Origin of the sequence: Streptomyces sp. NPDC001933, assembly GCF_042890955.1 — a bacterium.
Taxonomy (GTDB): domain Bacteria; phylum Actinomycetota; class Actinomycetes; order Streptomycetales; family Streptomycetaceae; genus Streptomyces.
The window spans coordinates 27,223-43,256 of the sequence record NZ_JBIASS010000021.1 but is presented as its reverse complement, the minus strand read 5'-3'; the positions used below and the strand labels follow the sequence as shown (position 1 = coordinate 43,256).

15 protein-coding genes are annotated in these 16,034 nt (G+C 70.6%); 2 read left to right on the top strand and 13 right to left on the bottom strand.

The genetic code is table 11. The features are described from left to right. The 12 genes from secD to pgsA form a co-directional block, all read right to left on the bottom strand. A complete protein-coding gene (gene secD, locus ACFYY7_RS36385) occupies positions 1–1,806 on the bottom strand; it encodes a protein translocase subunit SecD (RefSeq protein WP_388668025.1) in 1,806 nt (601 codons plus the stop codon). 145 nt (positions 1,807–1,951) lie between these two features. Then, entirely contained in the window at positions 1,952–2,431 is a 480-nt protein-coding gene (yajC, locus tag ACFYY7_RS36380) for a preprotein translocase subunit YajC (protein ID WP_388668024.1), read from the bottom strand. Positions 2,432–2,596: 165 nt separating this feature from the next. Beyond that, a complete protein-coding gene (gene ruvB, locus ACFYY7_RS36375) occupies positions 2,597–3,670 on the bottom strand; it encodes a Holliday junction branch migration DNA helicase RuvB (protein ID WP_388668023.1) in 1,074 nt (357 codons plus the stop codon). 84 nt (positions 3,671–3,754) lie between these two features. Then, entirely contained in the window at positions 3,755–4,381 is a 627-nt protein-coding gene (gene ruvA / locus ACFYY7_RS36370) for a Holliday junction branch migration protein RuvA (RefSeq protein ID WP_388668022.1), read from the bottom strand. Continuing rightward, positions 4,378–4,947 (bottom strand): crossover junction endodeoxyribonuclease RuvC, encoded by a 570-nt coding sequence (gene ruvC, locus ACFYY7_RS36365; protein WP_388668021.1) that lies wholly within the window; start codon positions 4,945–4,947, stop codon positions 4,378–4,380. The genes ruvA and ruvC overlap by 4 nt, the downstream gene beginning before the upstream one ends. Before the next feature lie 124 nt (positions 4,948–5,071). Then, positions 5,072–5,824: a YebC/PmpR family DNA-binding transcriptional regulator gene (locus ACFYY7_RS36360; RefSeq protein ID WP_072484508.1), complete on the bottom strand. Its 753-nt coding sequence runs from the start codon at positions 5,822–5,824 to the stop codon at positions 5,072–5,074. Positions 5,825–5,885: 61 nt separating this feature from the next. Then, positions 5,886–6,479 (bottom strand): pyridoxal 5'-phosphate synthase glutaminase subunit PdxT, encoded by a 594-nt coding sequence (pdxT, locus tag ACFYY7_RS36355; RefSeq protein WP_360919940.1) that lies wholly within the window; start codon positions 6,477–6,479, stop codon positions 5,886–5,888. Between the two features lie 6 nt (positions 6,480–6,485). Then, on the bottom strand, positions 6,486–7,406 hold the full coding sequence (pdxS, locus tag ACFYY7_RS36350) for a pyridoxal 5'-phosphate synthase lyase subunit PdxS (RefSeq protein WP_266735913.1): 921 nt from the start codon (positions 7,404–7,406) through the stop codon (positions 6,486–6,488). Between the two features lie 169 nt (positions 7,407–7,575). Next, complete coding sequence (locus tag ACFYY7_RS36345) at positions 7,576–8,121, bottom strand: hypothetical protein (protein WP_388668020.1); 546 nt, start codon at positions 8,119–8,121, stop codon at positions 7,576–7,578. 75 nt (positions 8,122–8,196) lie between these two features. Further along, positions 8,197–9,357: a glycosyltransferase family 4 protein gene (locus tag ACFYY7_RS36340; protein ID WP_388668019.1), complete on the bottom strand. Its 1,161-nt coding sequence runs from the start codon at positions 9,355–9,357 to the stop codon at positions 8,197–8,199. Further along, on the bottom strand, positions 9,354–10,289 hold the full coding sequence (locus ACFYY7_RS36335; RefSeq protein ID WP_388668018.1) for a phosphatidylinositol mannoside acyltransferase: 936 nt from the start codon (positions 10,287–10,289) through the stop codon (positions 9,354–9,356). Before ACFYY7_RS36335 ends, ACFYY7_RS36340 begins: the two co-directional genes overlap by 4 nt. After that, positions 10,286–10,960 (bottom strand): phosphatidylinositol phosphate synthase, encoded by a 675-nt coding sequence (gene pgsA, locus ACFYY7_RS36330; protein ID WP_388668017.1) that lies wholly within the window; start codon positions 10,958–10,960, stop codon positions 10,286–10,288. The genes ACFYY7_RS36335 and pgsA overlap by 4 nt, the downstream gene beginning before the upstream one ends. Positions 10,961–11,233: 273 nt before the next feature. Between pgsA and ACFYY7_RS36325 the strand changes: the two genes are divergently transcribed. Further along, positions 11,234–13,459 carry an elongation factor G-like protein EF-G2 gene (locus ACFYY7_RS36325; RefSeq protein ID WP_388668016.1) on the top strand — a complete coding sequence of 742 codons (2,226 nt, stop codon included), beginning with the start codon at positions 11,234–11,236 and terminating at the stop codon, positions 13,457–13,459. Between the two features lie 147 nt (positions 13,460–13,606). Beyond that, complete coding sequence (locus ACFYY7_RS36320; RefSeq protein ID WP_388668015.1) at positions 13,607–15,277, top strand: hypothetical protein; 1,671 nt, start codon at positions 13,607–13,609, stop codon at positions 15,275–15,277. Between the two features lie 150 nt (positions 15,278–15,427). Here the strand turns inward: ACFYY7_RS36320 and ACFYY7_RS36315 are convergent, their stop codons facing one another. After that, positions 15,428–15,988, bottom strand: a complete 561-nt coding sequence (locus ACFYY7_RS36315) for an HIT domain-containing protein (protein WP_266735925.1) — start codon at positions 15,986–15,988, stop codon at positions 15,428–15,430. Between the last annotated feature and the right edge of the window lie 46 nt (positions 15,989–16,034).

The following is a 16,034-nucleotide window of genomic DNA, read 5'->3' as shown; positions in this document are numbered from 1 at the left end:
TCACGCCTCCTTCGGTTCAGTGGGGGCGTTGACACGGCGCGAGCGGCGCAGCGGCGGCTTGGCGCCGAGCCGCTTCGGGTCCAGGCCGGACCACGGGTGACCGCTGGCGAAGAACTTCGTACGGGCCATCAGCGTCATGAGGGGCTTGGTGAAGAGGAACACCACGACCACGTCGAGCAGGGTGGTGAGACCCAGCGTGAACGCGAAGCCCTGGACCTTGCCGACGGTGACGACGAAGAGCACCGCGGCGGCGAGGAACGACACGAAGTCGGAGACCAGGATGGTGCGCCGGGCGCGCGGCCAGGCCCGCTCGACGGCCGGGCGGAGCGTGCGGCCCTCGCGGATCTCGTCGCGGACCCGTTCGAAGTACACGATGAAGGAGTCGGCGGTGATACCGATGGCCACGATGGCGCCGCAGACCGCCGGGAGGTTCAGCGCGAAGCCGATGGCCGGGCCGAGCAGCGACATGATCGTGTAGGTCAGGATGCCGGAGACCAGAAGGCTCAGGAGCGCGATGAACGCGAGGCCCCGGTAGTAGGCCACCAGGTAGATGACCACCAGAGCCAGACCGATGGCACCGGCGATCAGACCGGCCTGGAGCTGCTCACCGCCGAGCGCGGCGGTGACGGTGGTGACGCTCGCCTCGTTGAAGGAAAGCGGGAGCGCACCGTAGGAGAGCACGTTGGCCAGGTCCTCGGCGGACTGCTGGGTGAAGCTGCCGGAGATCTCGGCGCTGCCGCTGAGCGTGGTGTTCACCTGGGGCGCGGAGACGACCTCGCCGTCCAGGGCGATGGCGAACTGGTTCTGCGGGGACGGCTGCGCGGAGAGCTTCTTGGTGATCGTCTGGAACTGCTTGGAGCCCTTCTTGGTGAACTCCATGTTGACGATCCACATGCCGCGCTGCTGGTCGAAGCCGGCCTTGGCGTTGTCGACCTCGGTGCCGGACACCTCGGACGGGCCGAGGACGTACTTCGCGTCACCCTCGGAGCTGCATGCGACGACCGTGTCGGTGGGCTTGGCACCCCGTGCGGCCTCGGCGCGGGACGCCTTGTTGGAGCAGTCGAGCTCCGCGAACTGCTTCTGCAGCTTGGCGGCGGCGGCCTCGTCGGCGGCGGATGCCGACGGCGTGGCGTCGGCCTTCGGCGTGGCGTCGGCCTTCGGCGTGGTGCTCGCCTTGGGGGTGGGCGTGGTGTCGGTCTTGAGGGCGCCGGTGACCGCGCGGCCCTGGGTGGTGGCGCTCGCGCTCGGCGTCGACGAGGCCTTCCCGTTGTCCGCGGTGGTGGCGCTCGCGCTCGGCGTCGACGACGACTTGCCCTTGTCGGCGGTGGGGGCGCTGGGGCTGCCGGACGGGGTGGGCTTGCCGGACGACGAGGCGCTGGGCGTCGGGGTGGGCGTGCCCTGGGCGACGGTCAGCACCGGCCGGAAGTAGAGCTTGGCCGTGGTGCCGACCTGCTCCCGGGCCTGGGCGGAGTTCGTGCCCTTGGGGATGTTGACGATGATGTTGCGATCGCCTTGGGTCTGGACCTCGGCCTCGGAGACGCCAAGACCATTGACACGGCGTTCCATGATCTGGACCGCGGTGTCCATGTTGGTCTTGTTGATCGCCGATTCCTGGCCCGGCTCGCTCTTCGCCTCAAGCGTGATCGAGGTGCCGCCCGCCAGGTCGATGCCCAGTCGTGGTGTCGGCTGATCGGCCAGGAACATCCCGCCGGTGAGCGCGACCATGACGATCAGGATCAGGGCCAGGGAACGCCCCGGCCTGCCCTGACCGCCGGCCGCCCCTCGGCTCTTCTTCGGTGCTGCCACCTTCTCGTTTCTCCCTGTCCAACCGCCCCGCGCCGGGTACGCGCCCGAGCGGCCACGAAGTGTAGTGGGGACCCGCCCCCGCAGAAGACCGCACGGTCCGGGGAATGCCGGATGCCGGTGGGCTCACGGCATCCCCGGGCGTGGGTTACTTCGCGTCGGCCTCGCCGTCGTCCTTGCCCTCGGACTTCTTGTCGGACTCGTCGTCCTTCGGCTCGGCGTCGTCGGCCTTCTTGCCGAGGTCGATCCGGGCGTCGTCCGGGACGTCCTTGTCGGCGTCGGTCTCGGTCAGCGAGGAGGCGTCGTCGGGGACGACGGCACCGTCGAGGTCGAGACCGCTCTCGTCGTCGCCGTGGACGATGCGGTTGTACTCCGCGTCGTCGAGGACGGCGCCGACGGCGTTCTTGGCGTAGATGGCGTGGACGCCGGGCGCGATCTCAAGGAGGACCGTGTCGTCGTGCAGCTCCTTGACTGTGGCGTACATGCCCCCGATCGTCCGGACGCCGGTGCCGGGCTGCATCTCGTTGCGCATCTGGGCGGCGGCCGCCTGCTTCTTCTTGGCGGACCGCGTCATCAGGAACATGGCCCCGATGAGCACGATGAAGGGGAGGAGAGTCACGGGATTCACGGGACGAGTTTCCTTCGCACGACCGCGTTGGAAGGCGGCCTGTATCTACGGGGGTGGGTACACCGACCTGTAAGGGCGGCATCGGCGGAGTCTAAGCGAGTCCGCATCGATGGAACAACGCCCGGACTCGCCCGGTGGTTCCTGCTCCGGCCAAGCTGTGACAGATCACGCCCCGAACAGGCCCTGTTGTCCCTTTCCGCCTTGCTGCGGAGGCACGATACCCAGATGGGCCCAGGCGGCGGGCGTAGCGACCCGCCCCCGCGGCGTCCTGGCCAGCAGTCCTTCCCGGACCAGGAAGGGCTCCGCGACCTCCTCTACGGTCTCACGCTCCTCCCCCACGGCGACCGCGAGGGTGGACAGCCCGACGGGTCCGCCGCCGAAGAGCTTCAGCAGGGCGCCGAGCACCGCGCGATCGAGCCGGTCCAGGCCCCGGGCATCGACCTCGTACACCCCGAGGGCGGTGGCGGCGACCGGGCGGTCGATCCGTCCGTCGGCCTTGACCTGTGCGTAGTCCCGGACGCGGCGCAGCAGCCGGTTGGCGATGCGGGGGGTGCCCCGGGAGCGGCCGGCGATCTCGGCGGCGCCGTCCGCGTCTATCTCCACGTCGAGGAGGCGGGCGGAGCGGTGGATGACGCGCTCCAGCTCGGTGGGTGCGTAGAACTCCATGTGGCCGGTGAAGCCGAAGCGGTCGCGCAGCGGCGGCGGCAGCAGTCCGGCCCGGGTGGTCGCGCCGACCAGGGTGAAGGGCGGCAGTTCCAGCGGGATGGCGGTGGCGCCGGGGCCCTTGCCGACGATGACGTCGACCCGGAAGTCCTCCATCGCCATGTAGAGCATCTCCTCGGCCGGCCGCGACATGCGGTGGATCTCGTCGAGGAAGAGGACCTCGCCCTCCTGGAGGGAGGAGAGGATCGCGGCGAGGTCGCCCGCGTGCTGGATGGCGGGGCCGGAGGTGATCCGGATCGGGGCGCCCATCTCGGCCGCGATGATCATGGAGAGGGTGGTCTTGCCGAGGCCGGGGGCGCCGGAGAGCAGGACGTGGTCGGCGGTGGCGCCGCGGGCCAGGGCCGCCTTGAGGACCAGGTCGAGCTGTTCGCGCACCTTCTCCTGGCCGACGAATTCGTCCAGGTCCTTCGGTCGCAGGGCCGCTTCGACCGCGGTGTCCTCACCGTCCGCGTCGGCGTGGACGAGGCGCTCGTCGAGCCGCTCGTCGGTGTCGGGTCCGGTCTCGTCCCAGTTCATTCAGTCTGTCCCGCCTCGGGTGTTTCGGTGCCGTGCGGTGCCCGGCCCGGCGTCGGGGGTGGTCCCCGGGGTGCGGCGCTCCGGTCAGCGCGCGCGGTTGAGGGTCTGGAGGGCGGCACGCAGCAGCTGCGGCACGGGGGCCTGTCCGCCCTCGGCGATGGCCGCCTCGGCCTGGGGGGCGACGGCGGTGACCGCTTCGTCGGCCTCGCGGGTGGCGTAGCCGAGGCCGATCAGGGCGGCCTGGAGCTGATCGCGCCAGGAGGAGGTGACGGCGGTGCCGATGCCCTGGCGGCCGATGTGGGCGCCGACGGGCTCGCCGAGCCTGTCCTTCAGTTCGAGGAGGAGTTTCTGCGCGCCCTTCTTGCCGATTCCGGAGACGGCGGTGAGCGCCTTCTCGTCGCCGGTGGCGACCGCGGTGCGCAAGGCGTCCGGGCTGTGGGTGGCGAGCATGGCCTGGGCGAGCCGGGGTCCGACCCCGCTGGCGGTCTGGAGCAGTTCGAAGACCTGCCGCTCGTCGTCGTCGGCGAAGCCGTAGAGGGTGAGCGAGTCCTCCCGTACGACGAGGGAGGTGGCGAGCCGGGCCACCTTGCCGACCCGGAGGGCGGCGAGGGTGTTGGGCGCGCACTGGACGGCCATGCCGATGCCGCCGACCTCGATCACGGCCGTGGTCGGTGCGAGTGCGGCGACGGGGCCGCTGACGAAGGCGATCATCGGGGGACCTTCCGGACGGGGACTGCGGATGTACGGGGAACGCGCGGGGTGCGGGATGCGGCCGCCGCGTGGGCCTGCTGGAGGCGGTTGACGGCGGGGGCGCGCCAGATGTGGCAGATGGCGAGGGCCAGGGCGTCGGCCGCGTCGGCCGGCTTCGGCGGGGCGTCGAGCCGCAGCAGCCGGGTCACCATCGCGCCGACCTGTGCCTTGTCGGCGCGGCCGCTGCCCGTGACTGCCGCCTTGACCTCGCTGGGGGTGTGCAGGGCGACGGGTATGCCGCGGCGCGACGCGCAGAGCATGGCGACGGCGCTGGCCTGGGCGGTGCCCATGACCGTACGGACGTTGTGCTGGCTGAACACCCGCTCCACGGCGACGAATTCGGGCCGGTGCTCGTCGAGCCATTCCTCGATGCCGCGCTCGATGGCGACCAGCCGGTGGCCCAGCTCCGCGTCGGCCGGGGTGCGCACGACGCCGACGCCGAGCATCGTCAGGGGGCGGCCGGCGACGCCTTCGACGACGCCGACACCGCACCGGGTCAGCCCCGGGTCCACACCCAGTACCCGCATGGGACGCCCCCTCCGTACCGATCGGTCAACTGTTCCCGCAGGCTATCGGCTCGCACTGACAATGCGACGGGCCGACGGGGTGTGTCCCCGTCGGCCCGTCGCTGAAGGCTGCGCAGAGCGCGGCTCAGGCGTCGACCTTCTCCATGACCTCGTCCGAGACGTCGAAGTTGGCGAAGACGTTCTGCACGTCGTCGCTGTCCTCCAGCGCGTCGATCAGCTTGAAGATCTTGCGCGCGCCCTCTTCGTCCAGCTCGACCTGCATGGTGGGCAGGAAGTTGGCCTCGGCGGAGTCGTAGTCGATACCGGCCTCCTGCAGCGCGGTACGGACCGCGACCATGTCGGTGGCCTCGCTGACGACCTCGTACGTGTCACCGAGGTCGTTGACCTCCTCGGCGCCCGCGTCGAGCACGGCACCCAGGACGTCGTCCTCGGTCAGCTCGCCCTTGGGGACGATGACGACGCCCTTGCGGTTGAAGAGGTACGAGACCGAACCCGGGTCGGCCATCGAGCCGCCGTTGCGGGTCATCGCCACACGCACGTCCGAGGCGGCACGGTTGCGGTTGTCGGTGAGGCACTCGATGAGCACCGCGACACCGTTCGGGCCGTAACCCTCGTACATGATCGTCTGGTAATCGACGCCGCCCGCTTCGAGACCGCCACCGCGCTTGACCGCGGAGTCGATGTTCTTGTTCGGTACGGAGCTCTTCTTCGCCTTCTGGATCGCGTCCACGAGGGTGGGGTTTCCCTCGGGATCCACACCGCCGGTGCGGGCCGCGACCTCGATGTTCTTGATCAGCTTCGCGAAGAGCTTGCCGCGCTTGGCGTCAATCACGGCCTTCTTGTGCTTCGTCGTAGCCCATTTAGAGTGGCCGGACATCTGCCTTCTCCTTCGCGTCACCAAAAACGATTCGAACCCGAGAGATCCTACCGGGATCGAGTCAGCCGACTGCGCGCACCATGTCCACGAACAGCGCGTGAACGCGATGGTCTCCGGTCAATTCCGGGTGGAAAGACGTGGCCAGGGCGTTTCCCTGACGTACGGCGACGATATGACCGCCGTGCTCCGCCACCACCTTGGCCTGAGCGCCGACCGACTCCACCCAGGGGGCGCGGATGAACACGCCCTCCACGGGTCCGCCCTCGATGCCGGCGACCTCGACGGCCGCCTCGAAGGACTCGTTCTGCCGCCCGAAGGCGTTGCGGCGCACGATCATGTCGATCCCGCCGACCGTCTCCTGGCCCGAACGCGGGTCGAGGATCTTGTCGGCGAGCAGAATCATTCCGGCGCAGGTGCCGTAGACCGGCATTCCGGCCCGTACCCGCTCGCGCAGCGGTTCCAGCATGCCGAACAGGGACGCCAGCTTGGACATCGTGGTGGACTCGCCACCGGGGATGACCAGGCCGTCGACCTCGGCGAGTTCCTCGGGACGCCGGACCGGCCTGGCCAGGGCGTCAGCCGAGGCCAGGGCGATCAGGTGTTCCCGTACGTCGCCCTGGAGAGCCAGGACTCCGATCACAGGGGTGTCGCTCATCAGTGACTACCAGCCGCGGTTGGCGTAGCGCTCGGCCTCGGGCAGGGTGTCGCAGTTGATGCCGACCATGGCCTCGCCCAGGTTCCGGGAGGCGTCCGCGATGATCTTCGGGTCGTCGTAGAAGGTGGTGGCCTTCACGATCGCGGCGGCGCGCTTGGCCGGGTCGCCGGACTTGAAGATGCCGGAGCCGACGAAGACGCCCTCGGCGCCGAGCTGGCGCATCAGCGCGGCGTCGGCGGGGGTGGCGACACCGCCCGCGGAGAACAGCACCACGGGCAGCTTGCCGAGCTCCGAGACCTCCTTGACCAGCTCGTACGGGGCGCGGAGCTCCTTGGCGGCGGCGTACAGCTCGTTGTTGTCGTAGCCGCGCAGGCGGGCGATCTCGTTCTTGATCTGGCGCAGGTGGCGGACGGCCTCGACGACGTTGCCGGTGCCGGCCTCACCCTTCGAGCGGATCATGGCCGCACCCTCGGCGATCCGGCGCAGCGCCTCGCCCAGGTTGGTGGCGCCGCAGACGAACGGGGTGGTGAAGGCGAACTTGTCGCTGTGGTTGACCTCGTCGGCCGGGGTCAGGACCTCGGACTCGTCGATGTAGTCGACGCCGAGGGACTGAAGGACCTGGGCCTCGACGAAGTGGCCGATGCGCGACTTCGCCATCACCGGGATGGAGACGGCCTCGATGATCTCCTCGATCATGTTCGGGTCCGACATCCGGGCCACGCCGCCGTCCTTGCGGATGTCGGCCGGAACCCGCTCCAGGGCCATGACGGCCACGGCGCCCGCGTCCTCGGCGATCTTCGCCTGCTCGGCGTTGACGACGTCCATGATCACGCCGCCCTTGAGCTGCTCGGCCATGCCGCGCTTGACGCGCGCGGTGCCGGTGGCCGGGGAGTCTGCGGACTGCGGGGTGGTGGGAAGCGTGGACATGGGTCGACCTCACTCGGAGAAAAAGTTGCTGAGAAGCGCTGCTTGGCGCTGTGCTGAGCAAACTCTCCGCGAACAGTCCACTGCAAGGGCCAATGGCAGGCCGGTGGATCGTTTTGAGCGCGTACGGGATGACATGTGGCCCCCGTCACGCGCGAATACGGCGGTCCGGTCAGCTGACGGGGCGGTCCGCCAGGGCCACCGGGGGTTCGTCGTCCATCTCGAAGGCCAGCGGGAAGGGGGCGTGTCCGGCCAGCCGGAACCACCGCACCTTGCGGTGCCGGCGCAGCGCGCGCGCCGCGCGCACCGCGTCGTTGTGGAACCGCCGGGCCATCGGGACACGGCGCACGGCGGCGGCGAGTTCGAGCGCCGCCTCCTCACCGCCGGGGATCTCCTTCACGGTCTCCACCTGCGCCGTCTCGCCGAAGACCGCCCGCAGCGCGGCGCTCAGTTCGCTCTCCGCGACCTCGCGGTGCTCCTCCTCCGCCTGGCGGGCGGCGTGCGCGGCCTCGTACAGGACGATGGAGGCGGCCGGATCGAGGACACCGGAGGTGGCCAGTTCCTGGGTGACCGACGCACGGCGCAGGAGTTGCGCGTCGAGCGCGGCCCGTGCGGCGTCGATGCGGGTGTGCAGCCGGTCCAGCCGTCCGGCGGTCCAGCTGAGGTACATACCGATCGCGACGATCGCGACGGCGATCCAGATGAGGGTTTCGATCACGGGCGGCAAGGCTACCGGTGGGGCACGGACGGCGTGGCGGTCCGGGTACGGGCCGGGACCGCGGCCCCCGGTCCGCTACTCCCGCGCCAGACCGAACCGTGCGCGCAGCCCCGTGCGTTCGTCGGCCGCCACCGAGGCCGCGCCGTCCGTCACCGTCTCGTACACCGCGAGGATGTCCGCCCCGACCGTCGACCAGTCGAACCGGCGCACATGCACGGTGCCCCGCTCGCGCAGCTCCGCACGCCGCTCCGGGTCCCCGAGCAGCCGGATCGCCGCCGCGGCCAGCGCGTCCGCGTCCTCGTTGGCGAAGAGTTCGCCGGCCGCGCCCAGGTCCAGCACCTGCGCGAACGCGTCCAGGTCGCTGGCGAGGACCGGCGCGCCGGCCGACATGGCCTCGACCAGGATGATCCCGAAGCTCTCGCCCCCGGTGTTGGGCGCCACGTACACATCGACGCTGCGCAGCAGCCGCGCCTTGTCCTCGTCGCTCACCATGCCGAGGAATTCGACCCGCTCGCGCATCGCCCCGGGCAGCGAGGCGACGGCCTCCTCCTCGTCGCCCCGGCCGGCCACCAGCAGCCGGGTGTCAGGGCGGGCCTCCAGGATCGCGGGCAGTGCCCGCATCAGGACCGGCAGGCCCTTGCGGGGCTCATCGATGCGCCCGATGAAGCCGATCGTCCCGCCCTGCCACTCGGCCTTGGGCTCGGCGGCGGCGAAGAAGCCGACATCGACCCCGTTCGGGATGACGACCGCGTCGCCGCCCAGGTGCTCGACCAGGGTGCGGCGCGCGTACTCGCTCACCGCGATGCGCGCGCTGATCTTCTCCAGGGCCGGCTGGAGGATCGGGTACGCCGCGATCATGGCCCGGGAGCGCGGGTTGGACGTGTGGAACGTGGCGACGATCGGCCCCTGCGCGGCCCAGCAGGCGAGCAGCCCCAGCGACGGCGAGGTCGGCTCGTGGATGTGGATCACGTCGAAGGTGCCGTCGTGCAGCCAGCGGCGCACCCGGGCGGCCGAGAGGAAGCCGAAGTTCAGCCGGGCGACGGAGCCGTTGTACGGGACGGGCACGGCCCGGCCCGCCGACACCACGTACGGCGGCAGCGGCGTCTCGTCGTCGGCGGGCGCCAGTACGGACACCTGGTGGCCCAGCCGGATCAGGTGCTCGGCCAGGTCCCGGATGTGGAACTGCACACCGCCCGGTACGTCCCAGGAGTACGGGCAGACGATGCCGATCTTCACGTCCGGTCCTCCCGGGGCTCCAGATCGGCGAGCCAGAGCCGTTGCAGCATGTGCCAGTCCTCCGGATGATCGGCGATTCCGACGGCGAAGGCATCGGCCAGCGCCTGTGTCATCGAGGACGTCTTCTCCGTGCGGTCACCTGACTCCGGCAGTTCGACCGGCGGATGGATCCGCGCCTTCATCACGGGCGTGTCGTCGTAGCTCAGCGTCACCGGCAGCAGCAGCGCCCCGGTCTGCTGGGCCAGCAGCGCGGGACCGGCTGGCATCCTCGCGGTGTCGCCGAAGAACGTCACCTCGACGCCGGAGGCGGACAGATCGCGGTCGGCGACCAGGCAGACCAGCCCGCCCGCGCGCAGCCGCCTCGCCAGGGTGCCGAAGGCCGCCCCGCCGCTGTGCGGCAGGACCTCCATGCCGAGCCCCTCGCGATAGGCCACGAACCGGTCGTACAGGGTCTCGGGCTTGAGGCGCTCGGCGACCGTGGTGAAGGGCACCTTGAGATCGGTGGTGACCCAGGCTCCCGCCAGGTCCCAGTTCCCCAGGTGCGGCAGGGCGAGGATGACGCCGCGGCCAGCGTCGAGGCCGTCGGTCAGCCGGTGCGCGTCTGTCACGTCTATCGACGCCTTGATCCGCGCCGGACTCCAGGTGGGCAGCCGGAACGACTCCATCCAGTAGCGCATGTACGAGCGCATCCCGGCCTTGGAGAGCTCGGCCAGCCGGGCCGGTGACGCCCCGGGCACGACCCGTGCCAGATTCGACTCCAGCCGCAGCACGCTCTTGCCGCGCCGCTTCCACACCTGGTCGGCGATGGTGCGGAAGAGTGTCCGGGCGACCGGCTCGGGGAGCTTCTTGACGGCGCTCCAGCCGAGCCCGTACAGCCTGTCGGTCAGCCGGTCCCGCAGGCCCTCGCGCGGCTGTGCCCGGTCGTCGCTCACCGGTCGGTCCCGCTCCCCGGCCCCGCGGCGGCGGCCTCGGCCGCATCGGCCTCGGCGGACTCGCGGCGCACGGTCACGACCCGCTGCACCAGCGTCACCAGGCTGCCCACGGCGACGATCCACAGCGCGATCGGCAGCAGGACCTCGACCCCGGGGACGCCGAACTCGTGCAGGCCCGCGAGCCCGGCCGCGACCAGCGAGATCACCAGCCGCTCGGCGCGCTCCACGAGACCGTTGACCGCCACCGGCAGTCCGATCGACTCGCCGCGCGCCTTCGTGTACGAGACCACCTGGCCGCTGGCCAGGCAGAAGATCGCGACCGCGCAGAGCACGTTGTCGTCGCCGCTGCCCGCGTACCAGAGCGCGAATCCGCCGAAGATCGCCCCGTCGGCGACCCGGTCCAGGGTCGAGTCCAGGAACGCGCCCCAGCGGCTGGAGATACCGGCCTGCCGGGCCATGTTGCCGTCGACGAGGTCGGAGAAGACGAAGATCGTGATGACGATCGTGCCCCAGAAGAACTCCCCCATCGGGAAGAAGACCAGCGCACCTGCCATCACCCCGGCCGTACCGATCAGAGTGACCGCGTCAGGGCTCACGCCGAGACGGAGCAGCAGTGCGGCGAACGGTGTGAGGACACGCGTAAAAAATGCACGCGCGTACTTGTTCAGCATGGCCTTCCCGAGGGTCGGTGGGCCGAGCGGCCCCTACGGCCACCGGCTGGCCCATCGTAGTCACGCCCGCCGGAGTCCACCGTCCGGGCACCCGGCGTCGTGCGGCGGAGTGCCATGTATGGACGCGGCCCGGCCCGAGTGGAAAGCTCGAATTACCGCGGGCGTCGCGCGCAGCCGCCGCGGCGGCTCCCCAGTGCCCGTACAGCTCTCCCCTCTCCCCGCATCGCGTCGGTATTCCCTCCGCTTCGCACCACTACCTGGGAGGCACGCATCATGGGCGACAAGGCACACGCACACACCGGGGCCGCCGGCAGGGCAGCGACGGCCGGCCGGCCCTCATCCGTACGGAATGTGGTGCTGGTCGGCCACAGCGGCTCCGGAAAGACCACCCTCGTCGAGGCCCTCGCGCTGACCGCGGGCGCGGTCAACCGGGCCGGCCGGGTCGAGGACGGCGCCACCGTCTCCGACTACGACGAGATCGAACACCGCCAGCAGCGCTCCGTACAGCTCTCCGTGGTCCCCGTCGACTGGGGCGGGTACCGGATCAATCTTCTGGACACCCCCGGCTACGCCGATTTCGTCGGGGAACTCAGGGCCGGTCTGCGGGCGGCGGACGCGGCCCTTTTCATCGTGTCCGCCGCCCAGGAGGCCGACGCGGTGGCGGGCGCCACCCGGGCCGTCTGGGAGGAGTGCGCGGCCGTCGGCATGCCGCGCGCCATCGTCGTCACCCACCTGGACACGGCACGCACCTCGTTCGACGAGATGACCCGGATCTGCGGCGAGATGTTCGGCGGCGACGACCCCGACGCGGTGCTCCCGCTCTATCTGCCCGTCCACGGCGCCGAGGGCGCCGACGGCCACGCCCCGCTCACCGGGCTCACCGGACTCCTCACCCAGCGGATCTTCGACTACTCCTCGGGCGAGCGGTGGGAGAACCCGCCCGCCGACGACCAGCGGCCGGCGCTCCAGGAGGCCCGCAACCGGCTGGTCGAGGGGATCATCGCCGAGAGCGAGGACGAGACCCTGATGGACCGCTACCTCGACGGGGCCGAGGTCGACATCAGGACGCTCGTCGACGATCTGGAGCGCGCCGTGGCCCGGGGCTCCTTCCATCCGGTCCTCACCGCGGCCCCCGCCGCCCCGGGTGCCCGCCAGGGCGTCGGCACCGTCGAGCTGCTGGACCTGATCACCGGCGGTTTCCCGACCCCGATGGAGCACCCCCTCCCCGACGTCACCTCCCTGCACGGGGCGTCACGGCCGGACCTGACCTGCGACCCGGACGGCCCGCTCGTCGCCGAAGTCGTCAAGACGGCCTCCGACCCGTACGTCGGCCGGGTCTCGCTGGTACGCGTCTTCTCCGGCACCCTGCGTCCCGACGAGACCGTCCACGTCTTCGGCCACGGCCTCACCGACCCCGGCCGCGAGCCCCGCCCCTTCCACGAGGCCGAGGTCCGCGTCGGCGCGCTCTCCTCCCCGTTCGGCAAGCAGCAGCGCCCGGTCACCGCGTGCGGCGCGGGGGATCTGGTCAGCGTCGCCAAGCTGGGCGGCGCCGAGACCGGGGACACCCTCTCCGCCCCGGAGCTGCCGCTGCTGCTGGAGCCCTGGACCACGCCGGACCCGCTGCTGCCGCTCGCCATCGAGGCGCACAGCAAGGCGGACGAGGACAAGCTCTCCCAAGGGCTCGCCCGGCTGGTCGCCGAGGATCCGACCATGCGCCTGGAACAGAACCAGGACACCCACCAGGTGGTGCTGTGGTGCCTGGGCGAGGTCCACCAGGACGTGGCGCTGGACCGGCTGCGCAGCCGTTACGGCGTCCAGGTCGACGCCGTACCGCACAAGGTGTCGCTCCGCGAGACCTTCGCCGCCCCGTCGACCGGGCGCGGCCGGCATGTGAAGCAGTCCGGCGGCCACGGCCAGTACGCCATCTGCGAGATCGACGTGGAGCCGCTGCCCGCGGGGTCGGGCATCGAATTCGTCGACAAGGTGGTCGGCGGAGCGGTGCCCCGTCAGTTCATCCCGTCCGTCGAGAAGGGCGTGCGCGCCCAGGCCGCCCGAGGTGTCGCGGCCGGCCATCCGCTCGTCGACGTACGCGTCACGCTGCGGGACGGCAAGTCGCATTCGGTGGACTCCTCCGACGCGGCGTTCCAGACCGCGGGCGCGCTGGCCCTGCGCGAGGCCGCCGCGGACACCCGCATCCAGCTCCTCGAACCTGTCGCCGAGGTCCGGGTCCTGGTCCCCGACGACTATGTCGGGCCGGTGATGAGCGATCTGTCCGGGCGGCGCGGCAGAGTGATCGGAACCGAGCAGTCCGGCGCCGGCCGCACCCTCGTACGGGCCGAGGTGCCCGAGCTGGAGATCGGCAGGTACGCGGTCGACCTGCGCTCCCTCTCCCATGGCGCCGGCCGGTTCGACCGGGCGTACGCCCGGCACGAAGCGATGCCCCCACAGCTCGCCGAACGCCTCCGGGGACAGCAGGAGAACAACCCGATCGACTCGTGACCGGCCATGCCGCCCGTCTTTGTCCACAGGGGCGGGCGGCGCAGCGATCCGGACGATACGCTTTGGTCCCAGCTCAGAAGGTGTGCCAGGCACGGCAGTTGGGAAACAGCCGCAGGAGCAGTTCCTCGGCGGCGAGTGGGGGCGACAGTGGCCAGCGACGGATTCGATTTCTCTCCCGGAGCGCAGATCCCGCTCCAGGGTTCGGGCGGACAGGCGGTGGCGACGAACGCCCTCGCCTCCGCCGCGTACCGTGACAGCCCGGTGGAGAAGATCCTTGAAGCCAACAGCGAGTGGCACAAGTCCGAAGTCAAGGTGGGCCGTTCCAAGCTCTTCAAGTCCGACTATTTCAAGCCCAATCTCGGTGAGGCGTTCTCCCGCGCCGTTCAGGAACGCATGCTGGGCGGGGCCCGAAAGGCCCTCATCCAGTCCTTCGGGACGGACCCGCAGACCGTCGTCGAGCACTGTCTCTCCGCGACCCGCCTCCGCAAGAGCCGCGACACCAAACTCACCGCCGTCACCGCCCTGTTCGGCTTCCTCTTCCTGCCCGGCATGATCCTGTGGGTACTCGCGTTCCGTCTGCGCGACTACCTGGGCAACACCAAGGACAAGGCGCTCTCCGCCCTGGGCGGCGCGCTGCTCCCGATCATCGGCATCGTGGCGCTGGTCTTCCTGGTGGGCCTGCCGCTCACCGGGTTCCTGGCGCTCTACGTCCGCCTGATGATCGTGGCCCCCGCCATCGGCTGGTTCATCGCCAAACGGATCGCCGAGTCCTCCGCCAAGGACATGCGCGCCCGTTGGGAAGGGCTGCTCTCCGGCGGCGGCGTCAGCGCCAAGATCCCCGAGGCCGTGCCGAAGAACCCCAACGAGACCTCCCGCGAGGCGCTCCGCCAGGGCCTGGAGAAGCTCACCGCCGAGCAGCAGTCCAACTCGGTCTTCTACGCGGGCCCCAAGGGAATCCTCGGCATGGGCACGCGCTGGGGCAGCTGGCAGCTGGCCGAGGAGCTGGTCTCCAAGGAACCCGGCAAGGAATTCCACCAGTTCCGCAGCTGGGACCTGATCCGGGCCATCCACGACCAGCTCAAGGTGCTGGAGCGCGGCCCGCTGAACACCGGCGGGTTCCCCACTCCGTCGGTCACCCACTGGATCGTGTCCCCCGTCGGGGAGAACGCCGACTCGGTCTCCCGCCCCGCCGGCGAGGACGTCGCCACCTTCCAGGTCAAGCCGCACGAGATACAGCGGATCTGCAACCACCAGCAGTTCGGCGGCGGTGACCGGCACTATCTGGGGGTCCAGTTCACCCTCTGGGACGGCCAGTTGGTCATCACGATGATGATCACGGTCACGGTGCTCTACGAAACGCTGCGCATCGAGGTCACCGGGCATGCGCTGGGCCCGGTCCACTCGCTCTTCACCAGCAAGCCCGCGGCCAAGACCAAGACGGTCAACAAGACCGTCCGGTTCTGGGAGACCCGCGACATCACGCTCCCACTGGTCGAATCCAGCGAGGTCGTCCGGCTCGCCCTGCGCGCCCCGTTCACCTGGTACCCGCCGCTGCTGGACTACCTGGGCGGTAAGATCGCCCTGCCCGAGCCGTTCGGTCTGCGCCACGCCTGGGCCGAGAAGCCGTGGCGCCACCGCTTCATGGCGGACGACGCGATGCGGGCCGCGACGCCGGTACTGCGCGCCGTCCACAGCGCCGCCCTGCGCGTCCTCGACGAGAACGGCGTCGACACCGAGCGCTTCGACAACCGCTCGATGATACTGAGCGGCGCGGTACAAGACCCGACCCCGCGCAAGGCCGATCTGTACGACGCGTAGCCGGTCGCCCCGACGCGACAGGGCCTGCCCGGCGGACCAGGACCGGGCACCCCGACGCGACGGGGCCTGCCCTGACCAGGGCCGGACAGGCGAGAGGGCCGCCCCGGCCGGAAATCGGCCGGGCGGCCCTCGCGCGAACCACTGCCGGGATCAGCCCTCCGGCCAGGCGTCGGCCAGCATCTTGCGGGTGTCGGCGAGCAGCTGCGGCAGTACCTTCGTGTGGCCGACCACCGGCATGAAGTTGGTGTCACCACCCCAGCGCGGCACCAGATGCTGGTGCAGATGGGCCGCGATGCCGGCACCCGCCACCGAACCCTGGTTCATGCCGATGTTGAATCCGTGCGCCCCCGAGGCCGTCCGCAGGGCCACCATCGCCCGCTTGGTGAAATCGGCCAGCTCCATGGTCTCCGGACCGTCCAGCTCCGTGTAGTCCGCGACATGCCGGTAAGGCACCACCATCAGATGGCCGCCGTTGTACGGATACAGGTTCAGCACGGCGTACACGTGCTTGCCGCGGGCGACGACGAGCCCGTCCTCGTCCGAACTCGACGGGATCCCGCAGAACGGACAGCCGTCGCCGGCCTCCGGGCCGGTCGGCTTGTTCTCGCCCTGGATGTACGCCATCCGGTGGGGCGTCCACAGGCGCTGGAACGCATCGGGCGTTCCCACTCCGATCTGCTGCTCCGGCTCACTCGTCATGGCGATCAGCATATTGCTTCACTCCCGGGGTGCGTGTCGCCGGGGCCACACCCGTCGG

Excerpts from the sequence above, each read along its gene's own strand:
- pdxT (WP_360919940.1), bottom strand. The coding sequence starts at position 6,479 with ATGAGCGACACCCCTGTGATCGGAGTCCTGGCTCTCCAGGGCGACGTA.
- ruvA (WP_388668022.1), bottom strand. The coding sequence starts at position 4,381 with ATGATCGCCTTCGTCAGCGGCCCCGTCGCCGCACTCGCACCGACCACG.
- ruvC (WP_388668021.1), bottom strand. The coding sequence starts at position 4,947 with ATGCGGGTACTGGGTGTGGACCCGGGGCTGACCCGGTGCGGTGTCGGC.
- ACFYY7_RS36360 (WP_072484508.1), bottom strand. The coding sequence starts at position 5,824 with ATGTCCGGCCACTCTAAATGGGCTACGACGAAGCACAAGAAGGCCGTG.
- pdxS (WP_266735913.1), bottom strand. The coding sequence starts at position 7,406 with ATGTCCACGCTTCCCACCACCCCGCAGTCCGCAGACTCCCCGGCCACC.
- pgsA (WP_388668017.1), bottom strand. The coding sequence starts at position 10,960 with ATGCTGAACAAGTACGCGCGTGCATTTTTTACGCGTGTCCTCACACCG.
- ACFYY7_RS36315 (WP_266735925.1), bottom strand. The coding sequence starts at position 15,988 with ATGCTGATCGCCATGACGAGTGAGCCGGAGCAGCAGATCGGAGTGGGA.
- ruvB (WP_388668023.1), bottom strand. The coding sequence starts at position 3,670 with ATGAACTGGGACGAGACCGGACCCGACACCGACGAGCGGCTCGACGAG.
- ACFYY7_RS36325 (WP_388668016.1), top strand. The coding sequence starts at position 11,234 with ATGGGCGACAAGGCACACGCACACACCGGGGCCGCCGGCAGGGCAGCG.